Genomic DNA, 14,694 nt, shown 5'->3' on the forward strand with positions numbered 1-14,694 from the left:
TCGGAGAGTGACCGACCCGCAGTCCGCTCCCGACGACCTGCCCCAGCTGAACCGGCCGGTGGCGGTGGTCGCCTTCGAGGGCTGGAACGACGCCGGGGACGCCGCCACGGGCGCGCTCGAGCACCTCGAGCTGATCTGGGACGCCACCCCGCTCGCGGCGCTGGACCCCGAGGACTACTACGACTTCCAGGTCAACCGGCCGTCGGTCTCCCTGGTCGGGGGCGTGAGCCGGCGCGTCGAGTGGCCCACCACGCGCGTCTCGGTGGCCCGCCCGCCCGGCAGCGACCGCGACGTCGTGCTGATCCGCGGCATCGAGCCGAACATGCGCTGGCGCGGGTTCTGCGCCGAGCTGATCGAGCTGTGCCAGGAGCTCGAGGTGGAGACCGTCGTCGCGCTCGGCGCCCTGCTCGCCGACACGCCGCACACCCGGCCCACCCCGGTGACCGGCTCGGCCTACGACGCCGAGTCCGCCGAGCGCTGGGGCCTGGAGACCTCCCGCTACGAGGGGCCCACCGGCATCCTCGGGATCTTCCAGGACGCGTGCGTGCAGGCCGGGCTGCCGGCGATCAGCTTCTGGGCCGCCGTCCCCCACTACGTCTCGCAGCCGCCGTCGCCGCGCGCCACCGTCGCGCTGCTGCAGCGGGTGGAGGAGGTGCTCGAGCTGACGGTGCCGCTCGGCGGCCTCCCCCAGCAGGCCGACGAGTGGGTCAAGACGGTCGACGAGATGGCCCAGGAGGACGCCGAGGTGGTCGAGTACGTGCGCTCGCTGGAGGAGCGCGCCACCGAGAGCGACCTCTCGCAGGCCAACGGCGACCAGATCGCCCGCGAGTTCGAGCGCTACCTGCGCCGGCGGGGCTCCTCCCCCAACTGAGGGCCCGCTCCGCCTCCCCGCCGCGGGAGGCGGACACCGGTTCACGCGCGAGTTGGGGATAACGGTCGGGACGGCGGCACTGACGGCGTTCCTCGTGAGTTGCCGGTGCTGCAGGACCGGCGGTGCACGAGGAACCCCGGCATTCCCCCACTCCTGGGGAGCCCGCCGGAGCAGCACCCGGCGGAGGCGTGCCGGGAGCAACGGCCCGCGCACCTGCTCGTCGACGGAGCGGACCGAGCGGTCGTCCTCGGTGATCCAGCTGGTCAGCCGCCGGCGCACGCCGAGGTGACGTGCCGTGGGCCTGACCTCGTCACCGGGGCCGAGCAGGGCGCCGTCGGGCTGGGAACCGCCCGCTCCGCTGGCCGCCATCGACGCGGCCTGCACGTCGGCCTCCACCTCGAGGTCGAACGCTCCCCCCGGCACGGCGCACCGGGGCGACCACTCGACTCCGGCTACTGCTGGCGCAGGAGCGGGGCCATCCGCGCGGCGGCGTCGTCGTCGAAGAGCCGATCGTGCAGGCGCAGCGCGAACCGGTCGGTCATCCCGGAGACGTGGTCGACGACCTGGGTGACCAGGTCGGCCTCGGTGTCGCGGTAGGTGGCCGGGATGAGCTCCGGGTGCGCGAGGTGGTGGTCGACGAGCCGGCGGATGACGTCGACGGCGAGCTGCTTCTGCCCGGCCGCGGTCTCCGAGAGGTACACCCGCTGGAACATGAACGCCCGCAGCTCGTGCATCGCGCCCAGGGCCTCCGGGGCCATCACCACCGCGCCGCCGTCGGCCAGGGCCCCCTCGACGACGGCGTCGACCATCGCCCCGACCATCGCGCTGCCGGGCTCCCCGAACGCGGCCCGCGCGACGGCGGGCAGGTCGCCGGGCTGCAGCACCCCGGCGCGGACGGCGTCGAGCGCGTCGTGCGAGAGGTAGGCGATCCGGTCGGCGTACCGCACGCACTCCCCCTCGCGCGTGGCCGGCGGCGGGGCGATCTTCCAGCTGTGCGCGCGGATCCCGTCGCGCACCTCCCACGTGAGGTTGAGGTGCTCGAGCACCTCCACGATGCGCACGCCCTGCGCCGCGTGGTGCCAGCCGCCGGGGACGTAGGGGTCGAAGGCGTCCTCGCCGATGTGCCCGAACGGCGAGTGGCCGACGTCGTGGCCGAGCGCGATCGCCTCCGCCAGCGTCTCGTTGAGCCCGAGCGCGCGGGCGATCGCCCGGGCCACCTGCGTGACCTGCAGCGTGTGGGTGAGCCGGGTGACGAAGTGGTCGCCGTCGGGGTTCAGGAAGACCTGCGTCTTGTGCTTGAGCCGGCGGAAGGCCTTGGCGTGCAGGATCCGGTCGCGGTCGCGCTCGAAGGCGGTGCGCAGCGCGTCCTCGGGCTCGGCGACGGCGCGGCCGCGGGTGGCCGCCGACCGGGTGGCCGCCGGGGCGAGCCCGGACTCCTCCGCCTCGCGCGCGGCGCGGTCGGTGAGCATGAACCCCCCGGCGGCGGGGCCACCCGGGGACCCGCCCCCGGCCATCAGCCGTCCTGCAGCGCGGGGTCGACCTCGATGCCGAGGAGCGCGTCGACGGCGTCGGCCACCACCGCGGGGGCGCCGTCGTCGGACTCGGCCTCCCCGGCCAGCGTGGCGGCCGCCCAGGCGTCGACGGCGGCGATGGCGCCGGGGCTGTCGAGGTCGTCGGCGAGCCGCTCGCGCAGCGCCGAGAGCAGCGGCGCGGCGGGGGCACCGGCGGCGCGGGCCACCGCGCGGCGCCAGGTGGCCAGCCGCTGCTCGGCGTCGGCGAGCAGGTCCGGCGTCCAGGCGCGGTCGGTGCGGTAGTGGCCGGACAGCAGCGCCAGGCGGATCGCCATCGGGTCGACGCCCTCGCCGCGCAGCTTGGAGACGAAGACCAGGTTGCCGCGGCTCTTGCTCATCTTCTCGCCGTCGAGGCCGATCATCGCCGCGTGCACGTAGGCCCGGGCGAACGGCTTGGTCGCGGTGAGCGCCTCGGCGTGCACGGCGGAGTACTCGTGGTGCGGGAAGACCAGGTCGCTGCCGCCGCCCTGGACGTCGAAGCCCATGCCGATGGTGTCCAGCGCGATCGCGGCGCACTCGATGTGCCAGCCGGGGCGGCCGGCGGTGCCGCGCGGCCCCGCCCAGGACGGCTCGCCCTCGCGGGCGCCGCGCCACAGCAGCGGGTCGAGCCGGTTGCGCTTGCCCGGGCGGTCGGGGTCGCCGCCGCGCTCGGCCGACAGCGCCAGCATCGTCGTCTCGTCGTAGCCGGACTCCTCGCCGAAGCCGGACGCCTGCGCGACGTCGTGGTAGACGTCGCCGGTGCCGTCGTCGAGGACGTAGGCCAGGCCCTCGTCGAGCAGCGTCTCCACGTGGGCGACGATCAGCGGGATGGCGGCCACCGCGCCCACGTAGTTGTCGGGCGGGAGCACCCGCAGCGCCGTCATGTCCTCGCGGAACAGCGCGGTCTCCCGCATGCCGAGCACGATCCAGTCCTCGCCGTCGCGGTCCGCGCGCTCGAGCAGCGGGTCGTCGATGTCGGTGACGTTCTGCACGTAGTGGACGGCGTGCCCGGCGTCGCGCCAGAGCCGGTTCACCAGGTCGAAGGCCAGGTAGGTGGCCGCGTGCCCGAGGTGGGTGGCGTCGTAGGGCGTGATGCCGCAGACGTACATCCGCGCGACCGGGCCGGGCTCGGTGGTCACGACCTCCCCGCGGGCGGTGTCGAACAGCCGCAGGACGGGGCCGGGGCCCGGGATGGTCGGGAGGAGCGGGGCGGGCCAGGCGAGCACGACGTCGAGCCTAGTTGCGTGCCCGCCCTCACCCCCGCCGGCGACCTGCCTGTGGACGCCGTCAGTCGTCCTCGTCCACCCAGTCCAGCGTGCGGGCGACCGCCTTCTGCCACTTGCGGTAGTAGCGCTCGCGCTGCTCGACCGGCATCGACGGCGTCCACCGGCGGTCCTCGGCCCACTGGGCGGTGAGCTCGTCGAGGCCGGACCAGAAGCCGACGGCGAGGCCCGCGGCGTAGGCGGCGCCCAGCGCGGTGGTCTCGGCGATCCGCGGCCGGACGACGTCGACGCCGAGCACGTCGGCCTGGAACTGCATGAGCAGCTCGTTGACCACCATCCCGCCGTCGACCCGCAGCTCGCGCAGCGGCACCCCGCTGTCGGCGTCCATGGCCTCCACCACCTCGCGGGTCTGGTAGGCGGTGGACTCCAGCACCGCGCGCGCGAGGTGGCCGCGGTCGACGTAGCGGGTGAGCCCGACGAGCGCGCCGCGGGCGTCGGAGCGCCAGTGCGGGGCGAACAGGCCGGAGAAGGCGGGCACGAAGTAGGCGCCGCCGTTGTCGTCCACCGAGCGGGCGACCGCCTCGATCTCGCCGGCGCCGCCGATGACCCGCAGGTTGTCGCGCAGCCACTGCACCAGCGAGCCGGTGACCGCGATCGACCCCTCCAGCGCGTACACCGGCTGCTCCTCGCCCAGCCGGTAGCAGACGGTGGTGAGCAGGCCGTTCTCCGAGCGGACCGCCGTCTCCCCGGTGTTGAGCAGCAGGAAGTTGCCGGTGCCGTAGGTGTTCTTCGCCGTCCCGGGGGTGAAGCAGACCTGCCCGAAGGTGGCCGCCTGCTGGTCGCCGAGCGAGCCGGCCACGGGCACCCCGGCCAGCGCGCCGGCCTTCCGGCCCTCGCCGTACACCTCGGAGTTGGAGCGGATCTCCGGCAGCATCGACGTCGGGATGCGCAGGTCGGCGGCGATCGACTCGTCCCACTGCAGGGTGTGCAGGTCCATGAGCAGGGTGCGCGAGGCGTTGGTGACGTCGGTGAGATGCAGGCCGCCGTCGGGGCCGCCGGTGAGGTTCCACAGCAGCCAGCTGTCGATCGTGCCCATGAGCAGGTCGCCGCGCTCGGCCCGCTCGCGGGCGCCGTCGACGTTGTCGAGCACCCAGGTGACCTTGGGACCCGCGAAGTAGGTGGCCAGCGGCAGGCCGGTGCGGTCCTTGTAGCGGTCGGCGCCGCCGCCGAGCTCGCCGAGCTGCTGGCAGATCGCGTCGGTACGGGTGTCCTGCCAGACGATCGCGTTGTGGACCGGCTCGCCGGTGTGCCGGTCCCAGACGACGGCGGTCTCGCGCTGGTTGGTCAGCCCGACGGCGGCCAGGTCGCCGGCGACGGCGTTCGCCCGGGCCAGCGCCAGCCCGACGACCTCGCGGGTGTTGGTCCAGATCTCCACCGGGTCGTGCTCCACCCAGCCGGCGCGCGGGAACAGCTGCCGGTGCTCCTCCTGGGCGCTCGCGACCACCGCGCCGGCGGAGTCGAAGAGGATGCAGCGGGTGCTGGTGGTGCCCTGGTCGATGGCGGCGACGTACCGGGTCAACGGTGACCTTCCAGTCGGGGGACGGCTCAGGCGACCGGCGCGAACGGCCGGATCTCGGGGGCCTGCAGGCGGGCGCGCTCGGCGGAGGTGTCGTCGGGCATGGCCTCCGCGGCCCGCTCGGCCTCCACGCGGGCCAGGTAGGTGGCGACCTCGCGCTCGGTCTGCGCGGCGTCCCACCCGAGCAGCCCCGCCATGAGCTCGGCGGCCGGGCGGGCCGACGCCGTCCCCCGGTTGGACTGCTCGTAGGACAGCCGGGTGCGGCGGGTGAGCACGTCCTCCAGGTGCAGCGCGCCCTCGGCGGTGACGGCGTAGACGACCTCGGCGCGGACGTAGTCCGGCGCGCCCTCCAGCGGCCGGCCGAGCTCGGGGTCGGCGTCGACGAGGGCGAGCAGCTCGTCGACGAGGCTGCCGTAGCGGTCGAGCAGGTGCTCCACGCGCGTCTCGGTCCAGCCGTGCGCGCGGGCGAGGTGGGCCTTGCGGTTCCACCGCACCCGGTAGCCGTCGGCGCCGGCCAGCGGCAGCTCCTCGGTGAGCGAGGCCGGGACCGGCGCGTCGGGGTCCTCACCGGGCGCCCGGTCGGCCAGCGCCATGTCGACGACGTCGCGGGCCATGACGCGGTAGGTCGTGTACTTGCCGCCGGCGATCACGGTGAGGCCCGGGCGCACGGTGGCGACGGTGTGCTCGCGCGACACCCGCGTCGTCGCCTCGCCGTCCTCCCCCACGGGCTGCAGCAGCGGGCGCAGGCCGGTGTAGACGCCGAGGACGTCGTCGCGGGTGAGCGGCCGCTCGAGCACCTCGTTGGCGTGCTCCAGCAGGTAGTCGACGTCGGCGGCGGAGGCCACCGGGTGGTCCTTCGCGAGGTCCCAGGGGGTGTCGGTCGTGCCGATCACCCAGTGGGTGGGCCACGGGATGATGAACAGCACGCTCTTCTCGGTGCGCAGGATGAACCCGTCCTCGCCGGCGATCACCTCGCGCGGGACGGCGATGTGCACGCCCTTCGAGGCCCGCACGGTGAGGCCCCGGGCGGCGAACAGCTCCTGGGTCTGGTCGGTCCACACGCCGGTGGCGCCGACGACGTGGCGGGCGCGGATCTCCAGCTCCCGGCCGGTCTCCAGGTCGACCGCGCGCACGCCCGCGACCCGCCCGTCCTCCTCCAGGTAGCCGACGACCTGGGTGCGGCTGGCGGCCAGCGCCCCGTGGCCGACGGCGGTGCGCACGAGCACCTGCACGAGCCGGGCGTCGTCGACCTTGGCGTCCCAGTAGCGGATGGCGCCGACGGCGACGTCGTCCTTCAGCGACGGCGCGATGCGGCGCAGCTCCTTCTTCGACACGTGCCGGTGCAGCGGGACGCCGTGCCCCCCGACGCGGCCGAGCAGCCCGCCGAGGGTGTCGTAGAGGGCGATGCCAGCGCCGGTGTAGGCGCGCTCCCACACCCGGTGGCGCAGCGGGTAGAGGAACGGCACCGGGTGCACCAGGTGCGGGGCGAGCCGGCCGACGAGCAGGCCGCGCTCGTGCAGCGCCTCGCGGACCAGGGCGAAGTCGAGCATCTCCAGGTAGCGCAGCCCGCCGTGGACCAGCTTGCTGGCCCGGCTGGAGGTGCCCGAGGCCCAGTCGCGCTGCTCGACCAGGCCCACCGACAGGCCGCGGCTGGCCGCGTCGAGGGCGGCGCCCGCGCCGGTGACCCCGCCGCCGATGACCAGGACGTCGAGCACGTCGGCGGACATGCGGGCCAGGGCGGCCGTGCGGACCTCGGGCGAGAGGGCGGTGGACACCGGGGAGCACTCCTGCGGGGACGGGACCGGCCGGGCGACACCGCAAGCTTCCCCTGCCGGGACGACGGTCCGCGACCCGCGCGTTCCGCTAGCGTCGCGCCCGACCGGGAGGAGGCCGCCCGTGGACCCGTCCGCGCACCTCGCGGCGCTGCGCCGCACCGACGCCCGCTTCGCCGACGCCGCCGCCGAGGCCGTCCTGGCCGCCGGATGGCGTACCCCGGTGCCCGGCTGCCCCGGCTGGACGCTCGCCGACCTGGTCTGGCACCTCGGCGAGGTCCAGCACTTCTGGTCGTGGGTGGTCCGCACCCGCGCGACGTCGCCGGAGGGCTACGTCGAGCCCGCCCGCCGTCCCGACGACGAGCTGCTGGGCTGGTCGGCCGGGCAGTCGGCGGAGCTGGAGACCGTGCTGGCCGCCGCCGACCCGGGCGAGGCGGTGTGGACGTGGGCGCCGCAGCGCGACGTCGCCTTCGTCGCCCGCCGGCAGTGCCACGAGGCGGTGGTGCACACCGTCGACGTCGAGCAGGTGCTCGGCGACGTGCGCCCGATCCCCGCCGACGTCGGCCTCGACGGCCTCGACGAGTGGCTGGAGGTCATGGTGCCCGGGGCGCTGCCGTCCGGCCCGCCGCCGGACGCGCACCCGGTGGTGCTGCACGCGGTCGACGCCGGGGTGGAGCGGACGCTGTTCGCCGGGAGCCGCCCGCACCCGGTGGCCACGCTGCGCGGCACGGCCGGCGACCTGCTGCTCGCCTGCTGGCGGCGGGTGCCGCTGGAGGTGCTCACCGTCGACGGCGACGGGCTCCAGGCGGCGGCGATGCTGGCAGCGGTCGACCTGTCCTAGGGCCAGGTGCGGGCGGAGCGCCCGAACGCCTCGTCGTCCTGGACGGCGACCACGCAGAAGACCAGCCCGGCCGGGTCGGTCATCTGACACAGGCCCCGGCCCTGCGGGTCGGCGGCCTCGACGTGGCGCAGCCGCCGGGCACCGAGCGCCTCGAGGCGGGCGACCTCGGCGGGGATGTCGTCGGTCTCGACGTCGACGTGCCAGCGCGGCGGCGTCCCCTCGCCCGTGCGCTGCACCTCGAACGACAGGCGGCCGCCGAGCATGCCGAGGCGGTGCCAGGCGGGGTCCGTCATGTCCGGCTCGACGGGGTTGCCCGTGGCCGCCGACCAGAAGTCGGTGCCGGCGGCGTGCACCTCCGGCGGCAGGTCGAGCAGCAGGACGGCGAGGCGGCTGCGGTGCGGCATGGCGCCGAGTGTGTGCGCCGGCGCCGCGTTCCGGGGGCCGTCCTGCGGCGCCGGCGCACACACTCGGACCCCGGCGGCCCACTCCGGCGCCAGTTCCGGGCCACCGGGGTCCACCGGTCCGCGGTGATGTGCGCTCCCGGCGCACTCCGCCGCGGGAAGGCACCGCGGCCGCACATCACCGCGGCGCCGCCGGGTGTGTGCGCCGGCGCCGCGTCCCGGGGGCCGGACTGCGGCGCCGGCGCACACGTTCGTACCCCGGCGGCCCGCTCCGGCGCCGGTTCCGGGCCACCGGGGTCCACCGGTCCGCCGCGAGCGCCGGCTCGGCTCAGAACGGCGGCCAGGGCAGGGCCGGCCACTCCCCCGACGGCTCGGGGTGCAGCTGCGTGCGCAGCAGCTCGGCCACCCGCTGCTGCGTGCACCGGACCTCGCGCCGCGTCAGGTGCTCGTGCAGGGCCTCGCCGAGGTCGCCGCGCAGGTCGTCGGCGAGCCGCTCCAGCACCGCCAGCGCCTCCAGGGGCAGCGGCTTGCCGGCCCAGCGCCACAGCAGCGTGCGCAGCTTCGGGTCGGGCGAGAAGCAGATCCCGTGGTCGACGCCGTACACGTGCCCCGACGTCGTCGGGATGATGTGCCCGCCCTTGCGGTCGGCGTTGTTCACCACCGCGTCGAACACCGCCATCCGCCGCAGGCCCGGGTCGTTCGAGCGGACGAAGGCGACCAGGTCGACGTCGGGGTCGCCGTCGATCCACAGCTGCACCATGCCGGGGCCGAACGGGCCCTCGCGCAGCACGGTGGGCGGCACGACGTCCCAGCCGGTGGCCTCCGAGACCAGCGCCGCGGACACCTCGCGCCCCGCCAGCGTGCCGTCGGGGAAGTCCCACAGCGGGCGCTCGCCGGCGACCGGCTTGTACACGCACTCGGCCTCGAGCTCGGGCGTGCGGATCGTGCCGACCAGCGTCACGTTGCTGGCGTCGAGCATCCGGCCCTCGAGGTCGATCTCCCCCTCGAGCAGCAGCGCGCGCGTCTCGGCGTCGGTGGCCGGCGCGCGCAGCTCCCCCGCGGGCTGCTCGCTCATCGCAGCGGGCCGGCGGTCAGCGGCGGTAGCCGTTCTGCCGGGGGCAGACGTGCCCGGTCGGGTCCAGCGGCAGCGAGCACAGCGGGCACGAGGGCCGGCCGGCGGCGACGACGCGGCGGGCGCGGGCGACGAACGAGCGGGCGGCGCCGGGGGTGATCGTCACGCGCAGCGCGTCGGGGCCCTCCTCGGCGTCGGAGAGGATCGCCTCCTCGTCGACCGGCTCGTCGGTGGCGGCCACGGCCTCCACGACGACGGCCTGCGCCTCGCCGTCCCACGCCAGGCCCATGGCCGCGACGCGGAACTCCTCGTCGACGGGCGCGGTGAGCGGCTCGAGGTCGTCGACGTCGGCGGTCGCCGGCACGACGGTGCCCGGGCGCGTGGCGATCTCGTCGAGCAGCTCGTCCATGCGCTCGGCGAGCACCTGCACCTGCGACTTCTCCAGGGCGACGCTCACCACCCGGCCGTCGTCGTCGGAGGCCTGCAGGAAGAACGTGCGGTCCCCCGGCTGGCCCACCGTGCCGGCGACGAACCGGGTCGGACGCTCGAAACGGAAGACCTGGCGCGGCACGCTGCCAGGTTACGCGGCGGTACGGACGGCGGCGCCGCCGTCAGGAGGACGCCGCGCCCGCGCCGCCGCCCACGACGGCGTCGGAGTCCCGCCCCTTCCGCCGCCGGGGCCGCTTCTTCGGCGGGACGAGCGCGGCGACGTCGCCGCCGGTGTCGTTCATCCGCACGACGAACGGCCGGGTCTCGGTGTAGGTGACCACCGAGATCGACGCCGGGTCGACGACGATGCGCTGGAAGGCGTCCAGGTGCAGGCCGAGCGCGTCGGCGAGGACGGCCTTGATGACGTCGCCGTGCGAACAGGCCAGCCACACGGCGTCGGGGCCGAGGCGGGCGTTCCACTCACGGACGGCGGCCACCGCGCGTGCCTGGGTCTGCGCCAGGCCCTCGCCCTCGGGGCCCGGGAACACCGCGGCGGAAGGGTGCTGCTGCACCACCTTCCACAGCGGCTCCTTGACCAGCTCCTTGAGCGGGCGCCCGGTCCAGTCGCCGTAGCGGGCCTCGCCGAGCCGGTCGTCGGTCTGCAGCTCGGCGTCGCGCCCGTCGAGCACCGCGCCGGCCGTCTGCCGGCAGCGCTCCAGCGGGCTGCTGACCACCGCCGCGAGCGGCACGGGCGCCAGCCGCTGGGCGACGGCGGCCGCCTGCGACCGCCCGGTCTCGTCCAGCTCGACGCCGGGGCTCCAGCCGGCGAGGACGCCGCCGGCGTTGGCCGTCGTCCGGCCGTGCCGGAGGAGGATGACGGTGGTCACGGCGCCGAGACTAGGCGGGGTCCGCGGACGACGCCGTCCCCTCAGTTGGCGGCGAGCACCCCGGCGCCGACCAGCGCGAGCAGCGCGAGGCCCAGCACCACCCGGTAGACGACGAACGGCGTGAAGGTGCCGCGGTCGAGGTAGCGCAGCAGCCAGGCGATCACCGACAGGCCGACGCCGAAGGCGATGACCGTGGCGAGCAGCGTCGGCCCCCAGGAGATCGTCTCCCCGGCGACGTCGCCGGTCAGCGTCTCGTAGACCTGGAAGAAGCCCGAGCCGAGCACCGCCGGGATGGCCAGCAGGAACGAGTACCGGGCGGCCGCGGCGCGCGTGTAGCCGAGGAACAGGCCCATGGTGATCGTGCCGCCGGAGCGGGAGACGCCGGGCACGAGCGCCATGGCCTGCGCGAGGCCGAACAGCAGCCCGTCGCGGACGGTGAGCTGGCGCAGCTCCCGCTGCTTGCGGCCCACCCGGTCGGCCGCGTAGAGGACGAGGGAGAAGGCGACCAGCATGATCGCGACGATCCGCAGGTCGCGGAACGTCGTCTCGATGTCGTCCTGGAACAGCAGGCCGAGGACGACGATCGGGATGCTGCCGACGATGATCAGCCAGCCCATGCGGGCGTCGGGGTCGCTGCGCAGCGACCGGTCGAACAGCGCCTTGACCCAGGCGACGACGATCCGCGCGATGTCCCTGCGGAAGTAGAGGAGCACCGCGGCCTCGGTGCCGATCTGCGTGATCGCGGTGAACGCCGCGCCCGGGTCACCCCAGCCGGCGGCCTCGCCGACGACGCGCAGGTGCGCGCTGGAGGAGATCGGCAGGAACTCCGTGAGCCCCTGCACCAGCCCCAGGACGATCGCCTCGAACCACCCCACGGCCGCTAGCCCCGGGATCCGGAGGGACGGCGGGCGGCGGAAGGAAGCGGCGGCACGGGAGGACAGCCTAGGTCCGGCCCCCTCCGGGCCCGGGCTGCGACCCGCGAGCGCTCCGCCACACACCCGCGACACCCCGTGCGCCCCCGGCCGCTGTCGGTGTCCGGCGGTAGGTTGGCCGGTCGTGGAACAACGGGCGCTGGGGCGCAGCGGCCTGGTCGTCTCCCGGCTGGCGCTGGGCACCATGACCTGGGGCCGGGACACCGACGAGGACGAGGCCGCGATGCAGCTCACCGCCTTCGTCGACGCCGGCGGCACCCTGGTCGACACGGCCGACGTCTACTGCGACGGCGACAGCGAGCGCCTGCTGGGCCGGCTGCTGTCCGACGTCGTGCCGCGGTCGGAGGTGCTGCTGGCCACCAAGGCCGTCGGCCGCACCGGCCCGGGCCCGCTCGGCCGCGGCGCCTCCCGCGGGCACCTGCTCGCCGCCCTGGACGGGTCGCTGCGCCGCCTCGGCGTCGACCACGTCGACCTGTGGCAGCTGCACGCGTGGGACGACGTCACGCCGCTGGAGGAGACGCTCGCCGCCTGCGACGCCGCCGTCGCCTCGGGGCGGGTCCGCTACGTCGGGGTGAGCAACTACACCGGCTGGCAGACCGCACAGGCCGCCACCTGGCAGCGCGCCTGGCCCGGCCGCACGCCGCTGGTGAGCACGCAGGTCGAGTACTCGCTGCTGCAGCGCGGCGTGGAGCGGGAGGTCGTGCCGGCCGCCGAGGCGCTGGGACTCGGCGTGCTGCCGTGGTCGCCGCTGGGCCGCGGGCTGCTCACCGGCAAGTACCGCACGGCGACGCCGGAGGGCTCCCGCGGCGCCTCCCCGCAGTGGGCCGGCTTCATCGACGACCTGCGCTCGGCCACCGCCGACCGCATCGTGGAGGCCGTGGTCACCGCCGCCGACGGCCTGGGCACCACCCCGCTGGCGGTGGCGCTGGCCTGGGTGCGCGACCGGCCGGGCGTCGTCGCCCCCGTGGTGGGTGCCCGCACCGCCGCCCAGCTGCAGGAGTCCCTCGACGCCGACGCCGTCCGGCTGCCCGCCGCCATCCGCACCGCGCTCGAGGACGTCTCGGCGCCGCACTTCTCCTACCCCGACCAGCGAGCCGCCCGGTGACCTCCCCCGCTCCGAACGCCGCGACCAACGCCGCCCCCGCCGCCCCCGCCTGGCCCGACCCCGTCTTCGGCGCCTTCTGCACCGCCGGCCTCTGGCCGGGCCTGGGCAAGCGGGCCGTGGCCGAGCTGCCCGGCGCCGGCATCACCTCCCCCGACGACGTCACCGCCGCGAAGCTGCTGAAGATGCCGCGGGTCGGCAAGCAGCGCGCCGAGCGGCTGTTCTCCTCGTTCCTGTCCGCGCAGCCCACCTACTCCGTCGTGGAGCTGCTGGTGACGGCGGGCCTGGACGCCAAGCTCGCGTCCTCGGCCGCCGACGCGCTGGGCGACGACGCGGCCCGCCGGCTGCGCGACGACCCGTGGGCGCTGCTGGGCCTGCACGGGGTCAAGCTGCACGACGCCGACCGGCTGGCGATCTCTCTGCTCCCCGGCGCCGACCGGCAGGACTCCCGCCGCGGCCGGGCGATCGTCGTCATGACCCTGCGGACGGCGTCGCGCGACGGGCACACCGTGCTGCCGGCCGACCTCGTCGTCGCGTCGCTGCGGGCCGAGGGCGTGGCCGACCCGGCGGCGGCGATCGTCGCGGCGGTCGAGAGCGGCGACGTGCTCGACCACGAGCCGCCGGAGCCCGAGTGGGACGAGGAGTCCGACGGTGATCCTGACGCTGAGCCGCCGGAGCCCGACCCCGCGCTGCGGATGCTGTCGCTGGGCCGCTTCGGCATGGCCGAGGAGGCCGTGGCCGAGGGCGTGGCGCGGCTGGCGGCCACCGCCGAGCGGATCGCCGACCCGGCCGCCGTCCGCTCGGTGAGCAAGGGCCTCGACGAGGCGCAGAAGCAGGCCGTGGCGCAGGTGCTCGGCGCCGGCGTCTCGCTGCTCACCGGCGGCCCGGGCACCGGCAAGAGCCGCACCGTGGCCGCCGTCGTGAAGCTGCTGCGGGCCAAGGGCACCGAGGTCGCGCTGGCCGCCCCCACCGGACGCGCGGCCAAGCGGCTCGAGGAGCTCACCGACCACCCGGCGGTGACGGTGCACCGGCTGCTGGGGGCGCAGGGCTTCGGCGGCGGTTTCGCCCGCAACGAGGAGTGGCCGCTCGACGCCGACGTCATCGTGGTCGACGAGGCCTCGATGCTCGACGTCGAGCTCACCGCCGCGCTGCTGGAGGCCTGCCCCGACGGCACGCACCTGCTGCTGGTCGGCGACCCGGCGCAGCTCCCCTCGATCGGGCCCGGCCACGTGCTCGGCGACCTCATCGACTCCGGCGTCGTCCCGGTCACCGAGCTGACGACGCTGTACCGGCAGGCCGAGGGCGGCGCGATCGCCCGGCTGGCCTCGGCGGTGCGCACGGGCGAGCTGCCGCCGGTCGACTCCCCCGACCGCGAGGTCGTCGTCGTGCCGGCGTCGGGCAGCGGCGAGGCGGCCCGGCGGGTGGTGCAGCTGGTCACCGACTCGATCCCCCGGGCGCTGGGCATCGACCCCCGCAACGTGCAGGTGGTGACACCGGTGCACCGCGGGCCGGCCGGCACGATCGAGCTCAACCGCGCCCTCAAGGAGCGGCTCAACCCCGGCGACGGCACGGTGCTCGGCTTCGACGTCGGCGACCGCGTGGTGGCCACCGCCAACCACCTGGACCTCGAGCCGATCGGGTTCGCCAACGGCGAGGTCGGCGTGGTCACCGGCACCGGCGAGGGCTCGCTGACCGTCGACTTCTCCTCCGGGCCGGTCACCGTCACCGGCGACGCGCTGCCCGACCTCAAGCACGGCTGGGCGATCACGGTGCACCGGGCGCAGGGGTCGGAGTGGCCGGGCGTCGTCGTGGTGCTGCCGCCGGAGGCCGGCGGGATGCTGTCGCGGCCGCTGGTCTACACCGCGCTCACCCGCGCGCAGTCGCACCTGTCGATCGTGCACGCCTCCGGCGCGGCGCTGGCCCGGGCCGTGCGGGAGGTCGACGTCCGCCCGCGCCGCACCCGCCTGGCCTCGCTGCTCCAGGAGAACCTCGGCCAGGCATAGGAAGCAATCCCCACGTCCTGGCCGCCAGGACGTGG

At 75.7% G+C, this 14,694-nt stretch carries 13 protein-coding genes; 4 read left to right on the plus strand and 9 right to left on the minus strand.

Translation table 11 applies throughout. The annotated features are described in order from the left end of the window. The first annotated feature begins 7 nt into the window (after positions 1–7). A complete protein-coding gene (locus WA616_RS01460) occupies positions 8–871 on the plus strand; it encodes a PAC2 family protein (RefSeq protein WP_336026650.1) in 864 nt (287 codons plus the stop codon). Between the two features lie 452 nt (positions 872–1,323). On the opposite strand, the gene WA616_RS01465 is transcribed toward WA616_RS01460, so the two are convergent. From WA616_RS01465 to WA616_RS01480, 4 genes are all read right to left on the minus strand, one after another. Further along, a complete protein-coding gene (locus tag WA616_RS01465) occupies positions 1,324–2,385 on the minus strand; it encodes an HD domain-containing protein (protein WP_336026652.1) in 1,062 nt (353 codons plus the stop codon). Next, positions 2,385–3,647: a cysteine--1-D-myo-inosityl 2-amino-2-deoxy-alpha-D-glucopyranoside ligase gene (gene mshC / locus WA616_RS01470; RefSeq protein ID WP_336026654.1), complete on the minus strand. Its 1,263-nt coding sequence runs from the start codon at positions 3,645–3,647 to the stop codon at positions 2,385–2,387. Before mshC ends, WA616_RS01465 begins: the two co-directional genes overlap by 1 nt. Positions 3,648–3,708: 61 nt before the next feature. After that, the gene (gene glpK / locus WA616_RS01475; protein ID WP_336026657.1) at positions 3,709–5,223 is read right to left on the minus strand and encodes a glycerol kinase GlpK; all 1,515 of its coding nucleotides are present in this window, start codon (positions 5,221–5,223) and stop codon (positions 3,709–3,711) included. 26 nt (positions 5,224–5,249) lie between these two features. Then, positions 5,250–6,995: a glycerol-3-phosphate dehydrogenase/oxidase gene (locus WA616_RS01480; RefSeq protein WP_336026658.1), complete on the minus strand. Its 1,746-nt coding sequence runs from the start codon at positions 6,993–6,995 to the stop codon at positions 5,250–5,252. Between the two features lie 121 nt (positions 6,996–7,116). Here WA616_RS01480 and WA616_RS01485 point away from each other — a divergent pair, with 121 nt between their 5' ends. Then, positions 7,117–7,833, plus strand: a complete 717-nt coding sequence (locus WA616_RS01485; protein WP_336026660.1) for a maleylpyruvate isomerase family mycothiol-dependent enzyme — start codon at positions 7,117–7,119, stop codon at positions 7,831–7,833. Here WA616_RS01485 and WA616_RS01490 read toward each other — a convergent pair. The 5 genes from WA616_RS01490 to WA616_RS01510 all read right to left on the minus strand — a co-directional run bounded on the left by WA616_RS01490 (position 7,830) and on the right by WA616_RS01510 (position 11,497). After that, positions 7,830–8,237 carry a VOC family protein gene (locus WA616_RS01490; protein ID WP_336026661.1) on the minus strand — a complete coding sequence of 136 codons (408 nt, stop codon included), beginning with the start codon at positions 8,235–8,237 and terminating at the stop codon, positions 7,830–7,832. The genes WA616_RS01485 and WA616_RS01490 overlap by 4 nt on opposite strands. Positions 8,238–8,562: 325 nt before the next feature. After that, entirely contained in the window at positions 8,563–9,309 is a 747-nt protein-coding gene (locus tag WA616_RS01495; protein WP_073419886.1) for an SCO1664 family protein, read from the minus strand. A 16-nt stretch (positions 9,310–9,325) separates the two neighbouring features. Further along, complete coding sequence (locus tag WA616_RS01500; protein WP_336026665.1) at positions 9,326–9,877, minus strand: DUF3090 family protein; 552 nt, start codon at positions 9,875–9,877, stop codon at positions 9,326–9,328. Positions 9,878–9,917: 40 nt separating this feature from the next. Then, the gene (locus WA616_RS01505; RefSeq protein ID WP_073419888.1) at positions 9,918–10,622 is read right to left on the minus strand and encodes a histidine phosphatase family protein; all 705 of its coding nucleotides are present in this window, start codon (positions 10,620–10,622) and stop codon (positions 9,918–9,920) included. A gap of 41 nt (positions 10,623–10,663) precedes the next feature. After that, entirely contained in the window at positions 10,664–11,497 is an 834-nt protein-coding gene (locus WA616_RS01510; RefSeq protein WP_073419889.1) for an undecaprenyl-diphosphate phosphatase, read from the minus strand. Between the two features lie 181 nt (positions 11,498–11,678). On the opposite strand from WA616_RS01510, the gene WA616_RS01515 reads away from it, so the two are divergent. Together WA616_RS01515 and WA616_RS01520 are read left to right on the plus strand one after the other, a co-directional pair. After that, the gene (locus WA616_RS01515) at positions 11,679–12,659 is read left to right on the plus strand and encodes an aldo/keto reductase (RefSeq protein ID WP_336026669.1); all 981 of its coding nucleotides are present in this window, start codon (positions 11,679–11,681) and stop codon (positions 12,657–12,659) included. Beyond that, positions 12,656–14,659, plus strand: a complete 2,004-nt coding sequence (locus WA616_RS01520; protein WP_336026671.1) for an AAA family ATPase — start codon at positions 12,656–12,658, stop codon at positions 14,657–14,659. Before WA616_RS01515 ends, WA616_RS01520 begins: the two co-directional genes overlap by 4 nt. The last annotated feature ends 35 nt before the right edge of the window (positions 14,660–14,694 follow it).

Source organism: Geodermatophilus sp. FMUSA9-8 (assembly GCF_037034165.1).
Classification (GTDB): domain Bacteria; phylum Actinomycetota; class Actinomycetes; order Mycobacteriales; family Geodermatophilaceae; genus Geodermatophilus; species Geodermatophilus nigrescens.

What these genes read in the sequence shown, in the direction of transcription:
- WA616_RS01465 (WP_336026652.1), bottom strand. Translation starts at nt 2,385, where the DNA reads ATGGCCGGGGGCGGGTCCCCGGGTGGCCCCGCCGCCGGGGGGTTCATG.
- WA616_RS01490 (WP_336026661.1), bottom strand. Translation starts at nt 8,237, where the DNA reads ATGCCGCACCGCAGCCGCCTCGCCGTCCTGCTGCTCGACCTGCCGCCG.
- WA616_RS01495 (WP_073419886.1), bottom strand. Translation starts at nt 9,309, where the DNA reads ATGAGCGAGCAGCCCGCGGGGGAGCTGCGCGCGCCGGCCACCGACGCC.